The 19,874-nt window shown below is 74.0% G+C and carries 21 protein-coding genes and 1 tRNA gene; 4 read left to right on the top strand and 18 right to left on the bottom strand.

The genetic code is table 11. The features are described from left to right. Positions 1-9: 9 nt before the first annotated feature. Genes ACI795_RS12925 through ACI795_RS12915 form a run of 3 tightly spaced genes read right to left on the bottom strand, consistent with a single transcriptional unit; the run spans position 10 to position 3,846 of the window. A complete protein-coding gene (locus tag ACI795_RS12925) occupies positions 10-723 on the bottom strand; it encodes a hypothetical protein (RefSeq protein WP_457075923.1) in 714 nt (237 codons plus the stop codon). 22 nt (positions 724-745) lie between these two features. After that, positions 746-3,118: a glycoside hydrolase family 65 protein gene (locus ACI795_RS12920; protein WP_457075922.1), complete on the bottom strand. Its 2,373-nt coding sequence runs from the start codon at positions 3,116-3,118 to the stop codon at positions 746-748. Continuing rightward, positions 3,115-3,846 (bottom strand): HAD family hydrolase, encoded by a 732-nt coding sequence (locus tag ACI795_RS12915; RefSeq protein ID WP_457075921.1) that lies wholly within the window; start codon positions 3,844-3,846, stop codon positions 3,115-3,117. The genes ACI795_RS12920 and ACI795_RS12915 overlap by 4 nt, the downstream gene beginning before the upstream one ends. A 246-nt stretch (positions 3,847-4,092) precedes the next feature. Between ACI795_RS12915 and ACI795_RS12910 the strand changes: the two genes are divergently transcribed. Continuing rightward, positions 4,093-4,638, top strand: coding sequence for a YbhB/YbcL family Raf kinase inhibitor-like protein (locus ACI795_RS12910; RefSeq protein ID WP_457075920.1), 546 nt, complete (start codon positions 4,093-4,095; stop codon positions 4,636-4,638). Between the two features lie 36 nt (positions 4,639-4,674). Here the strand turns inward: ACI795_RS12910 and ACI795_RS12905 are convergent, their stop codons facing one another. Next, complete coding sequence (locus ACI795_RS12905) at positions 4,675-5,514, bottom strand: GNAT family N-acetyltransferase (protein WP_457075919.1); 840 nt, start codon at positions 5,512-5,514, stop codon at positions 4,675-4,677. Between the two features lie 91 nt (positions 5,515-5,605). On the opposite strand from ACI795_RS12905, the gene coaA reads away from it, so the two are divergent. Continuing rightward, positions 5,606-6,571 carry a type I pantothenate kinase gene (coaA, locus tag ACI795_RS12900; protein WP_457075969.1) on the top strand — a complete coding sequence of 322 codons (966 nt, stop codon included), beginning with the start codon at positions 5,606-5,608 and terminating at the stop codon, positions 6,569-6,571. Positions 6,572-6,631: 60 nt separating this feature from the next. On the opposite strand, the gene ACI795_RS12895 is transcribed toward coaA, so the two are convergent. The 8 genes from ACI795_RS12895 to ACI795_RS12860 form a co-directional block, all read right to left on the bottom strand. Continuing rightward, positions 6,632-7,231: a MerR family transcriptional regulator gene (locus tag ACI795_RS12895; protein ID WP_457075918.1), complete on the bottom strand. Its 600-nt coding sequence runs from the start codon at positions 7,229-7,231 to the stop codon at positions 6,632-6,634. Between the two features lie 235 nt (positions 7,232-7,466). Beyond that, positions 7,467-7,958, bottom strand: a complete 492-nt coding sequence (locus tag ACI795_RS12890; RefSeq protein WP_457075917.1) for a bifunctional nuclease family protein — start codon at positions 7,956-7,958, stop codon at positions 7,467-7,469. 115 nt (positions 7,959-8,073) lie between these two features. Then, the gene (ftsR, locus tag ACI795_RS12885; protein ID WP_457075916.1) at positions 8,074-8,784 is read right to left on the bottom strand and encodes a transcriptional regulator FtsR; all 711 of its coding nucleotides are present in this window, start codon (positions 8,782-8,784) and stop codon (positions 8,074-8,076) included. An 83-nt stretch (positions 8,785-8,867) separates the two neighbouring features. Then, a complete protein-coding gene (odhI, locus tag ACI795_RS12880; RefSeq protein WP_457075915.1) occupies positions 8,868-9,482 on the bottom strand; it encodes an oxoglutarate dehydrogenase inhibitor Odhl in 615 nt (204 codons plus the stop codon). A 162-nt stretch (positions 9,483-9,644) separates the two neighbouring features. After that, the gene (locus tag ACI795_RS12875) at positions 9,645-10,487 is read right to left on the bottom strand and encodes a DUF881 domain-containing protein (protein WP_457075914.1); all 843 of its coding nucleotides are present in this window, start codon (positions 10,485-10,487) and stop codon (positions 9,645-9,647) included. Beyond that, entirely contained in the window at positions 10,484-10,816 is a 333-nt protein-coding gene (locus ACI795_RS12870) for a small basic family protein (protein WP_457069902.1), read from the bottom strand. Before ACI795_RS12870 ends, ACI795_RS12875 begins: the two co-directional genes overlap by 4 nt. Before the next feature lie 3 nt (positions 10,817-10,819). Continuing rightward, positions 10,820-11,752 carry a DUF881 domain-containing protein gene (locus ACI795_RS12865; RefSeq protein WP_457075913.1) on the bottom strand — a complete coding sequence of 311 codons (933 nt, stop codon included), beginning with the start codon at positions 11,750-11,752 and terminating at the stop codon, positions 10,820-10,822. Then, on the bottom strand, positions 11,749-12,414 hold the full coding sequence (locus tag ACI795_RS12860; RefSeq protein WP_457075912.1) for a CDP-alcohol phosphatidyltransferase family protein: 666 nt from the start codon (positions 12,412-12,414) through the stop codon (positions 11,749-11,751). Before ACI795_RS12860 ends, ACI795_RS12865 begins: the two co-directional genes overlap by 4 nt. A gap of 274 nt (positions 12,415-12,688) precedes the next feature. Between ACI795_RS12860 and ACI795_RS12855 the strand changes: the two genes are divergently transcribed. Both ACI795_RS12855 and ACI795_RS12850 read left to right on the top strand, forming a co-directional pair. Beyond that, on the top strand, positions 12,689-13,489 hold the full coding sequence (locus tag ACI795_RS12855; RefSeq protein WP_457075911.1) for a TIGR02587 family membrane protein: 801 nt from the start codon (positions 12,689-12,691) through the stop codon (positions 13,487-13,489). A gap of 10 nt (positions 13,490-13,499) precedes the next feature. After that, positions 13,500-13,910, top strand: coding sequence for a hypothetical protein (locus tag ACI795_RS12850; RefSeq protein WP_457075910.1), 411 nt, complete (start codon positions 13,500-13,502; stop codon positions 13,908-13,910). A gap of 68 nt (positions 13,911-13,978) precedes the next feature. Here ACI795_RS12850 and ACI795_RS12845 read toward each other — a convergent pair whose 3' ends face one another. The 6 genes from ACI795_RS12845 to cmk all read right to left on the bottom strand — a co-directional run bounded on the left by ACI795_RS12845 (position 13,979) and on the right by cmk (position 19,853). Continuing rightward, positions 13,979-15,196, bottom strand: coding sequence for an acyl-CoA dehydrogenase family protein (locus tag ACI795_RS12845; RefSeq protein WP_457075909.1), 1,218 nt, complete (start codon positions 15,194-15,196; stop codon positions 13,979-13,981). Positions 15,197-15,482: 286 nt separating this feature from the next. After that, positions 15,483-16,217 (bottom strand): MOSC domain-containing protein, encoded by a 735-nt coding sequence (locus ACI795_RS12840; protein WP_457075908.1) that lies wholly within the window; start codon positions 16,215-16,217, stop codon positions 15,483-15,485. Positions 16,218-16,579: 362 nt separating this feature from the next. Then, positions 16,580-17,356: a CatB-related O-acetyltransferase gene (locus tag ACI795_RS12835; protein WP_457075907.1), complete on the bottom strand. Its 777-nt coding sequence runs from the start codon at positions 17,354-17,356 to the stop codon at positions 16,580-16,582. A 277-nt stretch (positions 17,357-17,633) separates the two neighbouring features. Then, positions 17,634-17,707, bottom strand: a tRNA-Pro gene (locus ACI795_RS12830). 89 nt (positions 17,708-17,796) lie between these two features. Beyond that, positions 17,797-19,164: a ribosome biogenesis GTPase Der gene (gene der, locus ACI795_RS12825; protein ID WP_457075906.1), complete on the bottom strand. Its 1,368-nt coding sequence runs from the start codon at positions 19,162-19,164 to the stop codon at positions 17,797-17,799. Continuing rightward, positions 19,161-19,853, bottom strand: a complete 693-nt coding sequence (gene cmk / locus ACI795_RS12820; protein WP_457075905.1) for a (d)CMP kinase — start codon at positions 19,851-19,853, stop codon at positions 19,161-19,163. The genes der and cmk overlap by 4 nt, the downstream gene beginning before the upstream one ends. Between the last annotated feature and the right edge of the window lie 21 nt (positions 19,854-19,874).

Below are 19,874 nucleotides of genomic sequence, written 5' to 3'. Positions count from 1 at the left end.
GCGCGCCCGTCAGCCCGCGTGCCGGGTGAGGGCGCCGTGGACGACGGCGAGCAGGCGGACGTGGTGCTCCAGCAGCTGCGGTCGATGGCCGTCCGGACGCAGAGCGGCGACGTGCCCCGCCGCCGTCCAGATGTCGTCGCCGTCGTCGGTGGCGAGCAGCGTCTGCCGGAGCGCGGGGTCGGCGGCCACCCGCACGGCACGCTCGTCGCCCCCGAGGAACCGCCACCGGGCGTCCAGGGCCTCGTCGTCCGTCGGCAGCTGCACCAGCTCCCGCGGGTCGTGCCGCCACAGCCGGGCCGGGGTGATCCGGACGGTCGGGACACCCTCCGGGACCGCGACCGCTGTCACGGCCCACTCCGGGACCGCCCCCGTCCGCGCGCTGACCGCGATGTCGAAGGCCAGCAGCTCCAGACCACCGGTGGAGCCGGCGACCAGGCCGCGAGGGTGGTGGTCGGCGTCGATGCGCCGAGCCGGTGCCGACCGCACGAGCTCCTCGGCGATCCGGTGCCGGGCGTCGGTGCGCTCGGCCGCGGCCCACCCTGCCCGGCGGGACCAGCTGGTCGTCCCGGCGCGGTCGGCTCGGCTGGCGAAGACGTCGTCCGCCGGACCGCGGCGGTGCCCGCGGCTCATGCCCAGGCCGTTCCGGCCGGGTCCCCCGAACGCCCGCTGCGGCTGCCCGACGTGCGGGTGCTCGGGCTCGTCGTACCCGCCGGAGCCGGTCACGGCGTCGCGCCCCCGCCCGTCGTCAGTCGCTGGTGGGGCGGTGCCGGCGCCGCGGCGAGGCGTGCGGGGGCTGGTGCACCGGTTCGACGTCCGGCGGCGGCGGGACGTCGCGGGTGACCGGCTCGGCAGTGACGGTGAACGGCTCCCCGTGGTGCGCGATCTCCAGCGGCTCGTCGCCGTACACCAGCCGGTAGGTGGCCTGGCGGTCCGTCACCGAGACCGCCAGGCACCGGCCCTGGAAGACCACCCGGAAGGCCAGCCGGCGCAGCCGCGGGGGCAGCCGCGGGGCGAAGGTCAGCTTCCCGTCGTGGTCGCGCATGCCACCGAACCCGGCCACGGCCACCGTCCAGCCCCCGGCCAGGGACGCGATGTGGAGCCCGTGGCCGCTGTTGCCGTGCAGGTTCTGCAGGTCGGTCAGCGCCGCCTCGCCCCAGTAGTCGTGGGCCAACTGGAGGTGTCCGGTCTCTGCGGCCACCACCGCCTGCTGAGCCGCGGACAACGACGAGTCCCGGACCGTGCGCGCCTCGTAGTAGGCGAAGTCGGCGATCTTCTCCGCGAGGGTGAACGCGTCCCCGCGCAGGTGCAGCGCCATGACGAGGTCGGCCTGCTTGACGACCTGCTTCCGGTAGATCTCGAAGTAGGGGAAGTTCAGCAGCAGCGGGTACTGGTCCGGCGTCGTCCCGTCGAAGTCCCACTCCTCGTGGTGGGTGAACCCCTCGCTCTGCTCGTGCACCCCGAGCTTCTCGTTGAACGGCACCCGCATGCTGTCCGCCGCCAGGGTCCAGAAGTCGACCTCCTCCGGGTCGACCCGCAGCCGGCCGGCGGTCTCCGGCTGGCGCGCCACCGCGGCCACCGCCTCGCGCAGGTTCCGCTGCGCCATCAGGTTCGTGTAGACGTTGTTGTCGACCACCGCGGTGTACTCGTCCGGCCCGGTCACCCCGTCGATGCGGAACTCGCCGTCGCCGTTGAGGTGCCCCAGCGACGCCCACAGCCGGGCGGTCTCGACCAGGAGCTCGGTGCCGTGGTCCCGGTCGAACTCGGTGTCCAGCGTGGCCCACCAGTAGCGGGCCACGGCGTCGGCGATGTCGGCGTTGATGTGGAAGGCCGCCGTCCCGGCCGGCCAGTAGCCGGAGGTCTCCTCGCCGCGGATGGTGCGCCACGCGAACGCCGCACCGTCGTGGCCGAGCACCCGGGCCCGCTCCCGGGCCATGTCCAGGATCGAGTGCCGCCACAGCAGCGCGTCGCGCACGGCGCCGGGCGCGGTGTAGGTGAGCACCGGGAGGACGTAGGTCTCGGTGTCCCAGAAGGTGTGCCCGTCGTAGCCGTCGCCGGTCAGGCCCTTGGCCGGGATCGGCTGCCGCTCGGCCCGCAGGCCCGCCTGCAGGACGTGGAACATGCCCACCCGGACGGCCTGCTGGAGCTCGTCGTCGCCCTCGATCTCGACGTCCGCCTCGTCCCAGTGCCGGTCCAGCAGCTCGCGCTGCTCCGCCACGAGCCGGTCCCAGCCGGCCAGCTTCGCCGTCGCGAGCGCACCCTCCACCTGGTCACGGACCGCCGCCGCCGAACGGCGGCTGGACCAGCCGTAGGCCAGGTACTTGCGCAGCCGCACCGGGGAGCCGTTGCTCAGCCGGGCGGCGAGGGTGTAGCGGGCCAGGTCCGGGGAGACCTCCAGGTCCTCGGTGGCCGCCGACGGCACCTCCACGTCGTGGTCCATGCCGGCGGCCATCCGGAGCCGGCTGAGGGAGGTCTGGTGCACGAGCACGGCGTGCCGGCCGCGCCCGACGTGCAGCTCGGACTGCAACGGCCTGGCCAGAGCGGACCCGGCGCGCGGGTCGCCGGACGGGCCGCTGAGGATGTCCTCGTTGGCCAGCAGGTCCGACTGCAGGGCGATGTAGAGGTCACCCTGGTCGTCGGTGCACTCGACCTGGAACTCGACCGCCGCGATCGACCGGCGGACCAGCGACACCAGCCGGGTGCTGGTGACCCGCACCTCCCGGCCGGCCGGGGACCGCCAGTCGGTGACCCGGCGCAGCACCCCGGCCCGCAGGTCGAGGGTCCGCCGGTGGGCGATCACGTCGCCGTACTGCAGGTCCAGCGGGGAGTCGCCGACGAGCAGCCGGATGAGCTTGCCGTCGGTCACGTTGACGACGGTCTGGCCCATCTCCGGGAAGCCGTAGCCCGCCTCGGCGTAGGGCTGCGGACGCTCCTCGAAGAAGCCGTTGAGGTAGGTGCCGGGCACCACGATCGGCTCGCCCTCGTCGAACGTGCCGCGCATGCCGATGTGCCCGTTGGCCAGGGCGAAGACCGACTCGTTGACCGCCAGGGAGGCCATGTCGACACCGACCTCGGTCAACGACCAGGGCTCGACCAGGAAGTGCGCGCGCCCCTCCGTCACGGCTGCCCGTCCAGCAGCTGCGCCAGGTCGGTGACGACGACGTCGGCGCCACGCGCACGCAGCTCCTCCGCCTGGCCCACCCGGTCCACGCCGACGACGTACCCGAACTCTCCCGCCCGCCCCGCGGCCACCCCGGACTGCGCGTCCTCGAAGACGACCGCACGCGCCGGCTCGACGCCCAGCAGGCGGGCCCCGGCGAGGAAGGTGTCCGGCGCCGGCTTGCCGCGCAGCCCCTCGCGCTTGGCCACCAGGCCGTCGACCCGCGCGTCGATCAGGTCGGCGAACCCACCGGCGGCGACGACGTGCTCGCCGTTCGCCGACGCGGTGACCACCGCGGTCGCCAGGCCGGCGTCCTTGACCGCCCGCAGGTACCGCATGGACCCCTCGTAGACCTCCACGCCGTGCTCCTCGAGCTCGCGCATCAGCAGTTCGTTCTTGCGGGTGGCGACCGCCACGACGGTCGCCGCGTCGGCCGGGTCGCCCGTGGCGCCCTGGGGCAGGGTGATGCCCCGGCTGGCCAGGAAGTCGCGGACGCCGTCCTCGCGCGGCTTGCCGTCGACGTAGCGGTTGTAGTCGTCGAGGGTGAACTCCCCCGCCGCCGGGTCGCGGCGCAGGAGGAACTCGTCGAAGGTGCGCTTCCACGCGGCCTGGTGCACCGTCGCGGTCCGGGTCAGCACGCCGTCGAGGTCGAAGAGGCAGGCCTGGATGTCGTCGGGGAGTCCCAGCACGGTGATCACGCTACGGGGAGATCGACCTCGTGACCTCTCGGGCGGCAACTGCTCCTCGCCCGCAGGGCGCCGCTCCGGGTGACCACCGGCCATCGGCGCAGGCCTGTTGGGGATAACGGGCGTGGAACGCGCGCGGGCGCAGTCGGCGAGCAGGGTCTCCGCCGGGCTGCCTAGGGTCGGTCCCGGCGCGGCACCCGCTGCTCCCCCGGCACCCGGCCGGGCAGCTACCAGCCCAGGAGAGACCGCATGGCCGACCGCCCGTCGCCTCCGAGCCCCTACGACTTCCTCCCCCAGGTGCCCTCGTTCACCGTCACCAGCACCGACGTCGCCCACGGCGAGCGGCTGGGCCAGCCGCACGTCAGCGGGCTGATGGGCGCCGGCGGCGAGGACGTCTCCCCCCAGCTGTCCTGGTCGGGCTTCCCCGCCGGGACCCGGGGCTTCGCGGTGACCGTCTTGGACCCCGACGCCCCGACCGGCAGCGGCTTCTGGCACTGGGCGGTGTTCGGCATCCCCGCCTCGGTCACCGAGCTGCCCCGCGGAGCCGGCGACGACGCCGGCTCCGGGCTGCCCGAGGGCGCCGTGCAGCTGCGCAACGACGCCGGCCTCGCCCGGTTCGTCGGCGCCGCCCCGCCGGCCGGACACGGCACGCACCACTACCACGTCGTGGTGCACGCGCTGGACACCGACGACCTCGGCGTCCCGGCCGACGCGACCCCGGCGTTCCTCGGCTTCACCCTGTTCAGCCACACCCTCGCCCGCGGCGAGATCGTCGCCACCTACGACGTCGAGTGACCGGCGCCGTCCCGCTGGGGTCGCCCGTCGGCGGGCTCAGCGGGACGGCCGCTCCGCCACGCAGGTGGTGCCCACCCGGGCGAAGCCGGCCCGCTCGTACACCCGGGCGACGTCGTCGTCCCCGGCGGAGAGGAACACCAGGTCGGCGGTCTGCCGGGCGTGGTCGACCAGCGCCGAGGTGAGCCCGGCGCCGAGGCCACGGCCGCGGAAGCGCGGCAGTGTCGCCACCCCGACCACCTCGCTGACCTCGGTGCCGTCGACGTCGACCGGCTGGTGGGAGCCGATGGCCACCGGTTCGCCGTCGTCGACGGCGACCATCATCACGGTGCGGCCGGAGGCCACCCGCTCGCGCAGCAGCTCCGTCGGCGGGAGCTCCGCCGGGCCGGGATCGGCCGCGGCCACCTCGGGGACGCCCGGAGGGTGGTCGCCGACGTCCGGCCGGGCCGCCGGCGTGGCGAAGGCGAGGGCGGCCAGCCGCTGGTAGAGCCCGAGCTGCGGGTCGTCGGCCCCGACGAGGTACAGCCGGACCTCGTCCGGCAGCAGGATCTCCACCGGGTCGTCGACGACGAGCAGCGGCAGCTCCTCGACGTGCAGCCCGGCCGCGCGGGCGACGCCGGCCAGACCGCGGCAGCGGTCGCCCAGCCACTCGACCGACGCCGGCAGCCCCGCCGACTCCTGCAGCTCCACCGCAGCACGCACGTCCGCCACGGCCACGGCGTCCTCCTGCCCCGGCCGCGGCCGGGCCGGGTAGGGCCACTCCGGCGACCCGATCGGCACGACGAGCCCGCCGACGGACTCGATGCGCGTCAGGCCGTCAGCCTCCGGCGCGAGGGTGAAGTAGCGCTCGATCCGGTCGAGGAGCCCGGTGGACGACACGTCGTGGACCCTAGACGCCCCGCTGCCCCGGGTGGGCGCGCAGGCGGCACGGACCACCCCGTCGGGGGGCCGGGCCGGGCCGGACGGCACGATGGGCGGCGTGACGGCCGGAACGCGAGCCCAGGTCTCGCCCTTCACCGCCTTCGACCGCGACTCCTGGCGGGCGCTGGCGGCCGGCGGCGAGCTGCCGCTCGACGACGCCGACGTACGCTCCCTGGCCACGCTCGGGGACCGCATCGACCGCGACGAGGTGGCCACGGTCTACCTCCCGCTGGCCCGGCTGCTGCACCTGCACGTGACCGCCAGCCGCCGGCTCTGGGCCGCGCAGACCGAGTTCCTCGGCACGCCCACGGAGAAGGTGCCGTTCGTGATCGCGGTGGCCGGGAGCGTCGCCGTCGGGAAGAGCACCACCGCCCGGCTGCTGCAGGCGCTGCTCGCCGCCGCCCCGGACACCCCGCGGGTCGACCTGGTGACCACCGACGGGTTCCTGCTGCCCAACGCCGAGCTCGAGGCCCGCGGGCTGCTGGGGCGCAAGGGCTTCCCGGAGAGCTACGACCGGCGGGCGCTGCTGCGGTTCCTGGCCGACGTGAAGTCCGGCAAGCCGGCGGTGAGCGCGCCGACGTACTCCCACCACGCCTACGACATCGTCCCCGGCAGCCGGCAGGTGGTCGACCGCCCCGACGTCCTGGTGCTGGAGGGCCTCAACGTGCTGCAGGCCCGCGGTGGCCGGGGCGACGGGCGGGTGCCGGAGGTCTTCCTGTCGGACTTCTTCGACTTCTCGGTCTACGTCGACGCCACCGAGGCGGACATCCAGCAGTGGTACGTCGAGCGGTTCCTGGCGCTGCGGCGCACCGCCTTCGCCGACAGCGCCGCCTACTTCCACCGCTTCGCCGAGCTCACCGACGACGAGGCCCGGACCACCGCCCGCGGCATCTGGGCGGCGGTCAACGAGCCGAACCTGCGGCTGAACATCGCCCCGACCCGCTCACGGGCCCGGCTGGTGCTGCAGAAGTCGGCCGACCACTCGGTGCGCAGGGTGCTGCTGCGCAAGATCTAGGCGCCGGTCACCTGCGGAGGTGGTCCACCCGTTCCCGCAGCACTGCGGCTGCGGCCGTGCTCAGGCGGAGGCGGCGCGGCGCCGGCGGCGGGCGGAGAGCTCGTCGTCCACCTGCTGGCCGTTGCCGTCGAGCCGCTCGGCCGGCAGTTCGGCCAGCTCGCCGGAGAGCTCACGCAGCGCCCCGGAGACGGCGATGCCGAACACGCCCTGCCCGCCGGCGAGCAGGTCGACGACCTCCTCGGCCGAGGTGCACTCGTACACGGTCGCGCCGTCGGAGAGGAGCGTGATGTTGGCGAGGTCCTTGACCCCGCGGGTGCGCAGGTGGTCGACGGCCTTGCGGATGTTCTGCAGCGAGACGCCGGTGTCCAGCAGCCGCTTGACCACCTTGAGCACGAGGATGTCGCGGAAGGAGTACAGCCGCTGGGTGCCCGACCCGGTGGCGGTGCGCACCGAGGGGGCGACCAGGCCGGTGCGGGCCCAGTAGTCGAGCTGGCGGTAGGTGATCCCGGCGGCGGCACACGCGGTCGGGCCGCGGTAGCCGACCTCGTCGGTGTCGACCTCGTCGTAGGCGGGTGCGCCGACCGCGGAGTCGCTGAAGAGCTGGCCCTGCTGACCCCCGCTGAACGGCCGGCGGCCGGAACCGTTGTCCAGGTCGCTCACGTCAGCGCCTCCTCCAGATCAGCACCCAGCACGAGGGCCGTCGCCCGCTCGTGCCGGGACGGCCACCCGGGCGCGACCGTGGAGTCACAGCTGGGTGATTTGGACTGACGGTAGGCCGGGGCAGGACACCGGTCAACCGCGGGGGGCGGCGTGTCGCCCCGCTCACCCGGAGGGGTGGCCCCCACCGTCCTCGGCAGTCCCACGCGCGAACGGGACCGCCTCAGGCGGCACCGTCTCAGGCGGGGCCCCCGCCGGAGCCGGACCCGGCGCCGAAGTCCTCGGGGCTGATGTTGTCGAGGAACTCGCGGAACTTCTCCACCTCGTCCTCCTGCTCGTCGGGGATCTCGATGCCGACCTCGTCGAGCAGGGTCTCGGCCCCGAAGATCGGCGCCCCGGTGCGGACGGCCAGGGCGACGGCGTCGGACGGCCGGGCGCTGACGGTCCGCCCCTCCCCCAGCTGCAGCTCGGCGATGTAGATCCCGTCGCGCATCTCGGTGATGTGCACCGCCTCGACGGCGGCCCCCAGTGCGGCGACGACGTCCTTGAGCAGGTCGTGCGTCATCGGCCGGGCCGGGCGCACGCCCTGCTGCTCGTAGGCGATCGCGGCGGCCTCGACCGCGCCGATCCAGATCGGGAGGTAGCGCTCCCCCGAGGTCTCCTTCAGCAGCAGGATCGGCTGGTTGCCGGGCAGTTCGACCCGGACGCCGACGACTCTGAGCTCCTGCACGGCTGGCTCCCCTCCCGCTCCGCTGACCCTCCCGGACCGCACCGACGACGACCCGCCCGGGCCGGTGTCCGCGGCGCTCCGCCACGTGCAACGGTACGCCAGGGCATCCGATCGCTCAGCCGCCGAGGACGGCACGCAGCCGGGCCTCGAGCAGGGCGGTGTGCAGCTGGGCGGAGAGCCCGGCGAGCTCCTGCACCTGCTCGGCGGCGCGGCTGCGGGCCTCGTCGGAGCGGGCGCGCAGCACCGGCGCGACGAGCTGCTCCAGCGTGGCCGCCTCCCGGTCGGCCCCGGTGCGCCAGGCGCGCAGGTGGCGGGCCTCCAGGCCGTGCCGGGCCAGCGCGGCGGCGGCGCGCACGACCGGCAGGTCGACGGCCTGCAGCCGGCCACGCCGGTCGGTGCTGACCAGCCCGAACTGCACGTAGTCGGCGAGCTGCTGCTCGTCCACTCCGGCGGCCTCGGCGAACTCGGCCGGCGGCATCGGCCCGGCGGCCGCGAGCTGCTCGTCGGTGGTGGAGCTGCCGGCCTCGGGGTGCCCGGGCAGCGGCTCGCCCCGGTCCAGCGCCTCCAGGTGCTCCTTGATCACCCGCAGCGGCAGGTACTGGTCGCGCTGGGCAGCGAGCACGTAGCGCAGCCGGGCCACGTCCGCGGCGGAGAACTTCCGGTAGCCCGACGGGGTGCGCTGCGGGTGCACCAGCTGCTCGGACTCGAGGTACCGGATCTTGCTGATCGTGACGTCCGGGAAGTCGCCGCGCAGCGCGGCGAGCACCTCCCCGATCGTCAGCAGGGCACCGTTGCCCCCGGTGTCCCGCCGGGGCACCGCGCTCATCGTCCCGACCCGCCCCTCGTTCCCTCGTCCGTGGCGATCAGCCGTCGCCCGGCGCCGGAGGGCACCGGACGACGACCGACAGGTCAGGCGCCGGCGGTCTCGCCGGTGCGCGGACCGGTCAGGTAGACCAGCCGGAACTTGCCGATCTGGACCTCGTCGCCACCGGCGAGGGAGGCGACGTCGACCGGCTCGCGGTTGACGTAGGTGCCGTTCAGGCTGCCGACGTCGTGCACGGTGAAGCCGCCGCCCTCGCGGTGGAACTCCACGTGCCGCCGGCTGACGGTCACGTCGTCGAGGAAGATGTCCGAGTCCGGGTGGCGCCCGGCCGTGGTGACCTCCTGGTCGAGGAGGAAGCGGCTGCCGGCGTTCGGCCCCCGCTTGACCACCAGCAGGGCCGACCCCGCCGGCAGCGACTCGACCGCGCCGGCGTGGGCGTCCGCGGTGGTGTCGACCGCCTCGACCTGCTCCCCGGAGTCCTCACCGCCGACCTTGGGGATGATGCTGGTCGACTCGCCGACACGCTCCTGGCTCAGCGCCGCCCCGCACTGGGCGCAGAAGCGGCTGCCCTCGGGGTTCTGGTGGCCACATCGAGTGCAGAGCACGTCGGTCTCCTCCGGTGCAGGCGGCACCGCCGCGGCCTGGAGGGCCGCGGTCGGCCGGCGGACGACGAGCCGGACGGCCCGTCGCTGGTCGGCCACCGCGGGGTCGCGGTCGGGCCGGGGGTCATGGAACCAGCGGCTGACCGGGGGGTCAACCGCACGTACAGGGTGAGAGTCCGGCCGCTCGCGGTGGAGCGTCGGACCTCTGCGGTGATGATAGTGATCGTGTCCGGCAGTGGCGGGACGGGAGGGGCGCGCGGGTCAGTCCGCGTCGGAGGGCTCGGCGTACCGGGGGGTGACCACCGGCCGCAGCGCGTCGACCACGATCCGGTCCGACTGCCGGATCTCCACGGTGGCCAGCCGCCGCGTCATCCGGTCGACGACCCCGTTGGGGATGTTCATCGCGGTCTGCATCGACTGCGGCGGGCCGATGACCCGCACGGTGTAGGGCGAGGTCACCGGGGTGCCGTCGATGGAGAGCTCGCCCGGGTCACCGGTGACCTCGCTGTCCGCCCCGATCCGGACGTCGTCGACCTGCATGGTTTCGGCGCCGGCGGCGCGCAGCTCGTGGACCGCGTTGATCAGCTCCGAGGACGCGAGCCGGCCGCCGGGGTCGGAGACGGTCATCTCCAGCCCCGGGCCCTGGGCCGCGACCGTGCCGTTGAGCAGCGCCAGGGTCCGGGACCGCTCGCGCGCCTCGGCCAGGGCGGCCGCCGAGGCGCTGTCGGCGTTCCCCAGCTGCTCCTGGGCGGTCCGCTGGTCCTCGAGCTGCTGGCGCAGCCGTTCCTCGCGGGCGGTGAGGTCGTCGAGGATCCGCACCAGGTCCTCTTCCCGCTGCCCGGCCAGCGCGGCCGCCGTGTCGGCGCTGCGGACCTGCACCGCGAACGCGAAGCCCAGCAGCAGGGTGAGCACGCTGATCAGCGCCGCGGCGACCAGGCCGCGACGCCCGCGGACCACCTTCCCGCGCCAGGGCGCCGGCAGCGGCGTGGCTCCCGGCCGCCGGTCGGTGCCCGAGGTCGGGTCCGAGGTCGGGTCCGGGGTCGCGCCGCCGCCGGGGCCGTCCCGCCGGGCCGGGTCCTCCCCGTCCGGCCGCTCGTCGGTCATGCCCGGAACAGGTGCCGGCGGATCGCCGCCGCGTTGCCGAAGATGCGGATGCCCAGGACGACGACCACCGCGGTGGACAGCTGCGCCCCCACCCCGAGCTGGTCACCGAGGAACACGATGAGCGCGGCGACGACGACGTTGGAGACGAAGGAGACGACGAAGACCTTCGCGTCGAAGATGCCGTCGAAGCGGGCGCGCACCCCACCGAAGACCGCGTCCAGCGCGGCGACGACGGCGATCGGCAGGTAGGGCTGCAGCCAGAGCGGGACGCTCGGGTCGAGCACCAGCCCCAGCACCACACCGATCGCCAGTCCGATGATCGGGATCACGCGTCAGCCTCCGTCGGTGGCGGTCGAGGGCGCGGACGAGCCCGAGCCGGTGGTGGGGTCGAGCAGCATGGCGTGCACCAGCTCGGCGACGGAGCCGGCCGGCAGCTCGAGGGAGTCCTCGCGCATGTACTGGAAGACGACACCGTAGTCAACGGTCAGCTGGCCCAGCGCCTTCGCCTCCGGGGTGTTGAGCAGGTCGCGGGTCAGCGTCTCCGGGTCGCCGATCGCGGAGACCTCGTACGGGCTGGCCACCGGGCGGAAGTCGACCAGGATGGCGTCGCCGGCCTGCCGGATCGCCGACGTCGGGCCGAGCCGCTGCCCGTTGATGCTGACCGCCTCCGCGCCCACCGACCACAGCGCGTTCACCAGCAGCTGCAGGTCGCGGTCCTGGACGATGCCGCCGAGGCCCACCGCGGCGGACCCGCCCACCGGGTCGCTGTCCGACGGCGGTGGTGCGTTGCCCAGGGTCACCACGACCCCGGGGCCCTCGACCGGTACGGTCCCCGCCTGCTGCTCGGCCACCGCGAGCCGGTCCAGCGCGCGCTGGCCGACCACGCTGGCCGCCAGTGCGTCCTCGCGGGCGGCGGTGACCTCGGCGGTCAGCGTCTCCAGCTGGGCGGCCAGCTCGTCGGTGGTGTCCGAGGACTGGAGGATGTCCTCCCGCAGCGCCTCCCGCACCACCTCGCGCCCCTGGGCGCCGGACGCCGCCTCCCGGTAGGTCACCGCGGCGAGGAAGCCGGCCACGGCCAGGGTGGCGGCGACGAGCACCTGCCCCCGCCGGCGGCGCAGCCAGGACCCCTCCGCGCGCGGGCGGGACTCCTCCCGGGCCGCACGCGCGGCGGCGGCCTCGGCGTAGGAGGGGTCGAGCGTCTCGGCGAGTACCTGGTCCAGCAGCGAGGACCCCAGCGACCGCGGCCCGCGCGGCGGAGCGCTCATCCCCGGGCCCCGGCGCGCCGGTCGCCACGCAGCAGGCCCACGGCCTGCACGACGTAGAACGCACCGGCCAGCACGTAGAGGGCACCCCCCCAGACGGTGAGCGCGTAGGCGACCGGACGGGCCACCGAGGCCAGCGTGCCCTCGCTGTCGGCCAGCAGCAGCAGCGGGAAGGCGTACAGCAGCAGGAAGGTGGCGGCCTTGCCGAGGTAGTGCACCTGCAGCGGCGGCCATCCGGCCCGGCGCAGGACCAGCAGGGTCACCCCGAGCACCAGCTCCCGGCCCAGCAGCACGAGGACCACCCACAGCGGGACGACGTCGCGCAGCGCGAAGGCCACCAGGGTGGCGACGATGTAGAGCCGGTCCGCGGCCGGGTCGAGCAGCGCTCCCAGCCGGCTGGCCTGCCCCAGCCCCCGGGCCAGCTTCCCGTCGGCCCAGTCGGTGAACCCGGCGACCATCAGCACGAGCACCGCCCAGCCGTCGGCCTCGGGGCCCAGCAGCAGCCAGAGGAACAGCGGGACACCCAGCAGCCGCAGCACCGACAGCGCGTTGGGCAGCGTGAACACCCGGTCGCCGAGCTGGTCGCGGTCCCACTGCCCAGCCGGACCGGCCACCGCCGCCGGCCCCGCCGGGACCTCGGCCGCCTGGTCGTCCGCCGTCGTCATCGCCGCTCCCCCTCCACGTCGGGGATCAGGCTAGTGCCCCTCGGCGACGCTCCCGGCCACGACCGGCCCGGCCGCGCCCCGGGCCTGCGCCTCGGGCCTACGTCTCGGGGCTCCGCCCCACCGCGGTGGGCGCTGCCGGACGGGCATCCAGGGGTCAGCCGTGCCGGGGCGGGTAGGGCGGGGACCGTGATCACCACTGGCCACGCCGCGGTCGGCCGGCTCCCGGCGCGCAGCGCCCCGCCTGCCGACGGCGCCTGAGCCGGTGGAGCCGCGGGTGTCCGGCGCGCACCAGCTCGCCCAGAGCAGCGGCCGGGCGTTCGGTGGTGCGCTGCTGTTCGCCCTGCCGCTGCTGATGACGATGGAGATCTGGCGGCTGGGGGTGACCATCCCCCGGTACCGCCTCGCCCTGCTCCTGGCAGCCACCGTCCTGCTCGTCGTCTTCCTGTCCCAGCACTTCGGAGCCGGGTCACCGGGCGTCGGCTGGCGCGGGTCGCTGGCCGACGCGGGGGTCGCCTTCGTGATGGCCGCGATCGCGGCCGCACTCGTCCTCGGCGTGCTCGCCGTGATCGAGCCGCTGCGCGGCTGGCGGGACGCGCTGTCGGTGATCGCCATCGAGATGCTGCCGGCTGCCGTCGGCGCCTCCTTCGCCCGCAGCCAACTGGGCCTGGGCGGCCGGCGCCGGCCGACCACGACCTACGGCGGGGAGCTGCTGCTCATGGCGGCCGGTGCGGTGGTCTTCGCCGCGAACATCGCCCCCACCGAGGAGGTGGTGCTGCTGGCGGCGAAGATCGGCCCCTGGCACCCGGTCGCCCTCGTCCTGCTGTGCCTGCTGCTGATGCACGGCTTCGTGTACTGGGTCGGGTTCCGCGGGCAGGAAGAGGCGGTCGGCGGGCTGCTGCGCTCGTTCCTGACCCTCACCGTCGTCGGATACGTGATCGCGCTGACGTTGTCGGCGTACCTGCTGTGGACCTTCGGCCGCTTCGACGGCGTCGGGCCGGTGACGGCGGTGACCCAGGCCGTGGTCCTCGCACTGCCGGCCAGCCTGGGTGCAGCGGCCGCCCGGCTGATCCTGTGAGGAGGGGATGGTGACCGACGACCGCGAGCCCGGGATGGACGCCGAGGGTGGGACCAGCCGGGGCGAGTACGCGCTGGGCTGGCTCGGCGCGCTCGTCGTGCTGCTGGTGTCCGGATTCCTCGTCCACCAGGCCGTCGTCGTCCGGGACGGCGGTCCCCGGCTGTCGGTCACCGCCTCGGCGGCCGAGCAGGTCCCGGGCGGCTGGACGGTGCCCTTCGAGATCCGCAACGACGGCGGGTCGACCGCCGGGCAGGTGCAGGTGACCGGCGTCCTGTCCCGCCACGGGGAGGTGGTCGAGCAGGCCACCGCCACGATCGACTACGTGCCACCGGGCAGCAGGGAGTCCGGTGCGCTGCTCTTCTCCGTGGACCCCGGCAGCGGCACCCTGGTGGTGCGGCCGTCCGCCTACACGGCCCCCTGAGCGGCGCGGCCGCCACGTGTCATCACGACGCCACCCGCCTGGTGCAGAACGAGCAGGCGGCGCAGCAGTCAGGTGAAGGCGCCGAGGCCGGTGAGGGCGCGGCCGACGACGAGGGTGTTCACGTCGTAGGTGCCCTCGTAGGTGTAGATGGCCTCGGCGTCGGCGAAGAACCGGGCGACGTCGTGGTTCAGCAGCACACCGTTGCCGCCGACCACCTCGCGCGCCAGCGCCACCGTCTCCCGCATGCGCACCGACGTCCACGACTTCGCCATCGCCGAGTCCTGGTCCCGGTAGACGCCGGCGTCCTGCTGCTGGGCCACGCGCACCGCCATGCCCAGCGAGGCCACGAGGTTGCCCAGCATGGTGGCGAGCTTCTCCTGCACCAGCTGGAACCCGGCGATCGGCCGGCCGAACTGCACCCGGGAGCCGGCGTACCGCAGCGCGGCCTCGTACGCCCCGGCCTGCACACCGGCGGCGAACCAGGCGACGCCCGAGCGCATGGACCGCAGCAGGTCGGCGACGTCGCGGAAGGAGGTGATCCGGGACAGCCGGTCCTCCTCGGGCACCCGCACCGCGCGCAAGGTGATGTCGGAGTTCTGCACCATCCGCAGCGACGTCTTGCCGGTGATCGTGGCCAGCTCGACCCCGGGCGCGTCCCGCGGCACGAGGAATGCCTTGACCTGGCCGTCGGCCACGTCCCGGGCCACCACGGCGAGCACGTCGGCGAGGACGGCGCTGCCGATCCAGCGCTTGCGGCCGTCGAGGACCCAGCTCTCCCCCTCTCGCCGGGCGGTCGTCTCCAGCCCGCCGGCCACGTCGGAACCGTGGTCGGGCTCGGTGAGGGCGAAGGCGCCCACCGTGGCGAAGGAGTCGACCCGGGGCAGCCACCGGCGGACCTGCTCGGGGCTGCCCCCGCGCTCGATGGTGGTGCGGAACAACCCCGACTGGCCGTTGAAGAACGTGGCCAGGGAGGCGTCGGTGCGCGCCAGCTCGAAGTTCCGGAACCCGGTGAACAGCGACCGCGGCGCCGCTCCCCCGGCGGTGAGCGCGGGTGGGGCGATCAGGTCCAGCGCAGCCATCGGGGCGATGAGCCGGGCCGGGAACTCCGCGCGCTCCCAGTGCTCCGCCAGCAGCGGCCGCGCCTCGGCGTCCAGGAACCGGCGCAGCCGCCACAGCTGCCCGCGCTCCTCCGCGGTCAGCAACGCCTCGTAGTCCAGCGGGTCGCACACCGCGTACAGCCGCTCCCCCGCCTCGACAGCGGTCTCCCGGCCGGCTTGCTCGCCCATCCCTGCCCCCTCGCCCATCGCTGCCCCGCCGAACGCCCCCGACCGGTCGAGGTCGGCTCGCTCCACTGTCCACGAACCCACGTCGGCGTTGCCCCGGGGGCCGGTCCCGGTCGACCGCGTGCTGGTCTCCGTGGGGCCGGAGGGGACGGCGGCGCAGCGTCGCCCGCGTCGATCACCGCGTGTGCCGGCGTCGAGACGGTGCCGGATCCGACGATCGACCACCCCGCCGGCGTGCCGTTCGTGGCGGACAACTGACGTCACGCCGGCCGCCGGCTGCAGGAAGCGCTCACGTGCGCGCGGGCCGGCGCAGCACCACTGCATCTCCGATGTGGAGCGTTCCGGTGCGGCTCACGAGCGCCTGGAGCCCCATCGCCGCGTCGTGGTGGGCGCCGAGCGACCGCAGGACCTTGGGCTGGCCCCCGACTTCTGCCTGCGCCTGGTCGACCATCACGCAACGGGGCATTGCCGGGCCGAGCTGGAGAACCGTTTCGCCGATCACCAGTTCCGCGCCGGACCAGTCGTCCTCGAGGAATGCCGGCCCTGACCCGGTGTCGATGATGATGTTGGCGCGGAACCGGCGATGGTCGACCGGAGCGTCGACCCGGCTTTCGAGCGCCGCGATGGACGAGCTCGTCAGCAGGTGGATCGGTGACTCGTCGTGGTGCGGAACCGTGCCCTCGGGCCGCAGCATCAACCGCTGTCCGAAAGCTGCACTGAGTGCTGCAGAGGCCGCGGGGTCATCGACTGGGTGTCGGGCGCCGTCCGGGCTGACCAGCACTGGAACTCCGCCGTCATCCTCAGCGAGCGACGCCCACGCCATCAGACCGACCACAGGTCGGAACCGGCGAGTCCGCTTCCCGCTCGCAACGCCCCCGTCATCGGTGTAGGCCGCCCATCCGCGATCGTGCCGCAACCCACGTGTCGTCACCACAGCGCTCGACAGCGCCTGGCCCGCGGTCGACTTGACCGGATACCGGTAGAGAGCCTGGACCTTGCCGACCGGCGTTCCTGCTCGCAGCACCAGCGGATCCTTGTGGCCCTCCGCGATGCCTGTCCACTCCGCGACCCGTGAGACGTCTGGCGCGCCGTTCTCGAGGTTGCGACCGGCGGCGCTGCGGATCGTTGGAAGCCACGTCCGAGCCGACGTCGCTCGCGCACTGTCAACCGGCCAGGTCTGAGTTCAGGGAACCACAGGGTGGGCCTGTGCGTGGAGTGGTCCGAGATCGGCGGCGACCCAGGCCCGGACAACCACTGGCGGAAACCGCCACCCTCGCTCTGCGCAACCAGGACTCGGTGTCAGAACAGCGGCCCACAACCGCCCGTCGGCGGACCGACCGCTACCCGACCGCTTCCGGGCCGGTGGCACCGAGGACGCGTTCTGGATCACCCGTCGGTGCGCGTCCCCCACCTAGCGGCGAAAGCTGCCGGATCGGTGAACTGCCCGATCCGCTCGCGGATGACCTCGTCGGGCCAGTCCCACCATCGCGAAGCCAGCAGCGCCTCCCGTGTGGGTTCGTCGAACCGCCAGCGGATCAACTTCGCCGGCACGCCACCGACGATGGCATAGGGCGGCACGTCCCGGACGACCACAGCGCCGGCCGCCAGGACAGCGCCGTCGCCGATGGTGACCCCTCGCATGATGGTCACCCGGTTGCCGATCCACACATCGTTGCCGATCGAGACGGGCAGGTTGTTGGGGGCCTGCATCATCGCGGCCTCACCGCTCTCCCCCACGAAACCCCGCGACGGCAGGTACGTGATGGGGCTGGTGGTCACGCGGTCCAGCGGATGGTTGAAGCCGGCTACGAGCACGTGCAGTCCGATGGACGTGAAGGCTCCCACAGACGAGAGGTGTGGCCGGGGGTGCTGGAACCACTGCTCTAAGCCGTAGGAGTAGCGGCCCACATGGAAGCCGCAGAAGCGCTCGGCGTAGTAGCGGGCCAGCCGGTTCCCGCGTTCGGTCCAGTGCCACGGCTCGGTCGCCCGGTCCCATCGCAGGCGACCGTCCACCCGCCAAGGGGTCTCGAACGAACGGTTGAAGTGCTCAGCCAGAGCAACGTCGTCACCGACAAGGCCGTAGGCAGCGGCCAGCTCGTCGACGTGCCCCTCGCCGAACACCTTCCGCCGCGCCCGCTCCCGCAGGTTGCTCCTGAAGCTCACGACCTGCAGGCTGCCACGTCGCCGCTTCCCCTCGCGCGCCGGCTGGACGGAGGCTGACCGGTACCCGACCGATCTCGGACCGATGAGCTCAGTAGGTGGTGACGCATCTGCTGCCCGGGGTCGGCCGCCAGGCAGCCGATGGAATGGGGGCCGCGGTGCACCCACGTGCGACCGCGTGACCGGATGCGCCCACCATGCGCCCACATGGGCACCGGAAAAGCGAAAGGGGCCGCTTCCCAACCCGCGGAAACGGCCCCTGACCTGCACTTTCGTACTGTCGGGCTGACAGGATTTGAACCTGCGACCCCTTGACCCCCAGTCAAGTGCGCTACCAAGCTGCGCTACAGCCCGAGCGTCGAGTGCTCCCGGATCGCTCCGGCCGCCCCCCGATCGCTGCCGGAGAAGGTTACCGCACCCGCTCCCCCGGCCTGCGGGCCGGGTCAGCCCTTCCGGTCTCGCGCCTTGCTCTCGCGCACCTTGACCGACACGTCGATCGGCGTGCCGTGGAAGCCGAACTGCTCGCGCAGCCTCCGCTCCAGGAAACGCCGGTAGCCCGGCTCCAGGAAACCCGTGGAGAAGACCACGAACCGGGGCGGCCGGATGTCGGCCTGGGTGACGTACTTGATCTTCGGGGCCCGGCCGCCGCGGGCCGGCGGCGGGGTCTCCTGCACCAGCGCCCGGATGAAGGTGTTCAGCTCAGCCGTGGGCACCCGGGTCTCCCAGCCGGCGAGCGCGGTCTTCAGGTGGCCGGCCAGCTTGTTCACGCCCCGGCCGGTCACCGCGGAGATGTTGACCCGGCTGGCCCACTGGACCCGGGCCAGGTCGCGGTCGATCTCCCGCTCCAGCTGGGCGTGCCGGTCCTCGTCGAGGGTGTCCCACTTGTTGAAGGCGATCACCAGTGCCCGGCCGGCCTCGATCACCTGGGTGATCACCCGCTGGTCCTGCTCGCTGATCACCTCGTCGGCTGCCAGCAGGACGACGGCGACCTCGGCGGCCTCGATCGCCGCCTCGGTGCGCAGGCTGGCGTAGTACTCCGTCCCGCTGGCGGTGTTGACCCGGCGGCGCAGCCCGGCGGTGTCGACGAAGCGCCACTCCTCCCCGCCCAGGGTGACGATGGAGTCCACCGGGTCGACGGTGGTGCCGGCGACGGAGTCGACGACGGAGCGTTCCTCCTTGGACAGCCGGTTGATCAGGCTGGACTTGCCGACGTTCGGCCGGCCGACGAGCGCGACGCGCCGCGGGCCGCCGGCCTCCTCCTGCTCGCGCGGGGCATCCGGGAGCGCATCCAGGACCAGGTCGAGCAGGTCACCACTCCCCCGGCCGTGCAGGGCGCTCACCGAGAACGGCTCGCCCAGGCCCAGCGACCACAGCTCGGCGGCGTTGGCCTCACCGCGCTCGTCGTCGACCTTGTTGGCCACCAGGATCACCGGCCGGTCGCTGCGCCGGAGCACCCGTGCCGCGGCGAGGTCGGTGTCGGTGACGCCGACGGAGGAGTCGACGACCAGCACGATCACGTCGGCGGTCTTCATCGCGTACTCGGCCTGCCGGGCGATGGAGGCGGCCATGCCGCTGGCCTTCGGCTCCCAGCCGCCGGTGTCCATGACCATGAACGACCGGCCGTTCCACAGCGCCTGGTAGGAGATGCGGTCGCGGGTGACACCGGGGACGTCCTGCACCACGGCAGCGCGGCGGCCCAGGAAGCGGTTCACCAGCGTGGACTTGCCCACGTTGGGGCGGCCGACGACGGCCACCACGGGCAGCGGCCCGGTGTGCTCCTCGGTGGGCAGGTCGGGGTCGGTGGTGCTCATGCGGGGTCTCCCACTGCTGTGCTGGCCAGGTCGAGCACGCGCTCGACGACGGCCTCGCGGTCCAGCCCGGTGCTGTCGACGACGATCGCGTCCTCGGCCGGGCGCAGCGGGCTGTCGGCCCGGCTGCTGTCGTACTCGTCCCGGCGCCGGAGGTCCGCCGCGATCTGGGCGATGCGGGCGGGGTCGTGCACGCCGAGCTGCCCCGCCCGGCGCTCGGCGCGCACCTCCGGTGCCGCGGTCAGGTAGATCTTGCAGGTGGCCGCGGGCAGCACGACGGTGCCGATGTCCCGGCCCTCGACCACCACGGCGTCGGCCGCGGCGGCGAGCTCGCGCTGGCGGTCCACGAGCAGCCGCCGCACCGCGGGGACGGCGGAGACCGGCGACACCGCCCGGGTCACCTCGGCGCCGCGGATGCGCTCGGCCACGTCGACGCCGTCCACCTGGACCAGCTCCGACCCCGCCGACGTCCCGATCCGGATGTCGGCGGCCGCGACGGCGCGGGCGATGCCGTCGGCGTCGTCCAGGTCGACTCCGGCGTCCAGCACGGCGACCGTGGCCGCGCGGTACATCGCGCCGGTGTCCAGGTAGGCGGCGCCCAGCCGGGTCGCGACCGCCCGGGCGACGCTGGACTTCCCGGTGCCCGACGGCCCGTCGAGGGTCACCTGCCCGCGGAATCGGAACCCGTCCACCGTTCGCTCCTCACTGTGTTG

Source organism: Modestobacter sp. SYSU DS0290 (assembly GCF_054050955.1).
The sequence above is the reverse complement of the archived record's forward strand: the minus strand, read 5'-3'. Positions and strand labels throughout refer to the sequence as shown.

What these genes read in the sequence shown, in the direction of transcription:
- ACI795_RS12910 (WP_457075920.1), top strand. Translation starts at nt 4,093, where the DNA reads ATGGCCGACCGCCCGTCGCCTCCGAGCCCCTACGACTTCCTCCCCCAG.
- coaA (WP_457075969.1), top strand. Translation starts at nt 5,606, where the DNA reads ATGGGCGGCGTGACGGCCGGAACGCGAGCCCAGGTCTCGCCCTTCACC.
- ftsR (WP_457075916.1), bottom strand. Translation starts at nt 8,784, where the DNA reads ATGAGCGCGGTGCCCCGGCGGGACACCGGGGGCAACGGTGCCCTGCTG.
- ACI795_RS12875 (WP_457075914.1), bottom strand. Translation starts at nt 10,487, where the DNA reads ATGACCGACGAGCGGCCGGACGGGGAGGACCCGGCCCGGCGGGACGGC.
- ACI795_RS12865 (WP_457075913.1), bottom strand. Translation starts at nt 11,752, where the DNA reads ATGAGCGCTCCGCCGCGCGGGCCGCGGTCGCTGGGGTCCTCGCTGCTG.
- ACI795_RS12860 (WP_457075912.1), bottom strand. Translation starts at nt 12,414, where the DNA reads ATGACGACGGCGGACGACCAGGCGGCCGAGGTCCCGGCGGGGCCGGCG.
- ACI795_RS12845 (WP_457075909.1), bottom strand. Translation starts at nt 15,196, where the DNA reads ATGGGCGAGCAAGCCGGCCGGGAGACCGCTGTCGAGGCGGGGGAGCGG.
- der (WP_457075906.1), bottom strand. Translation starts at nt 19,164, where the DNA reads ATGAGCACCACCGACCCCGACCTGCCCACCGAGGAGCACACCGGGCCG.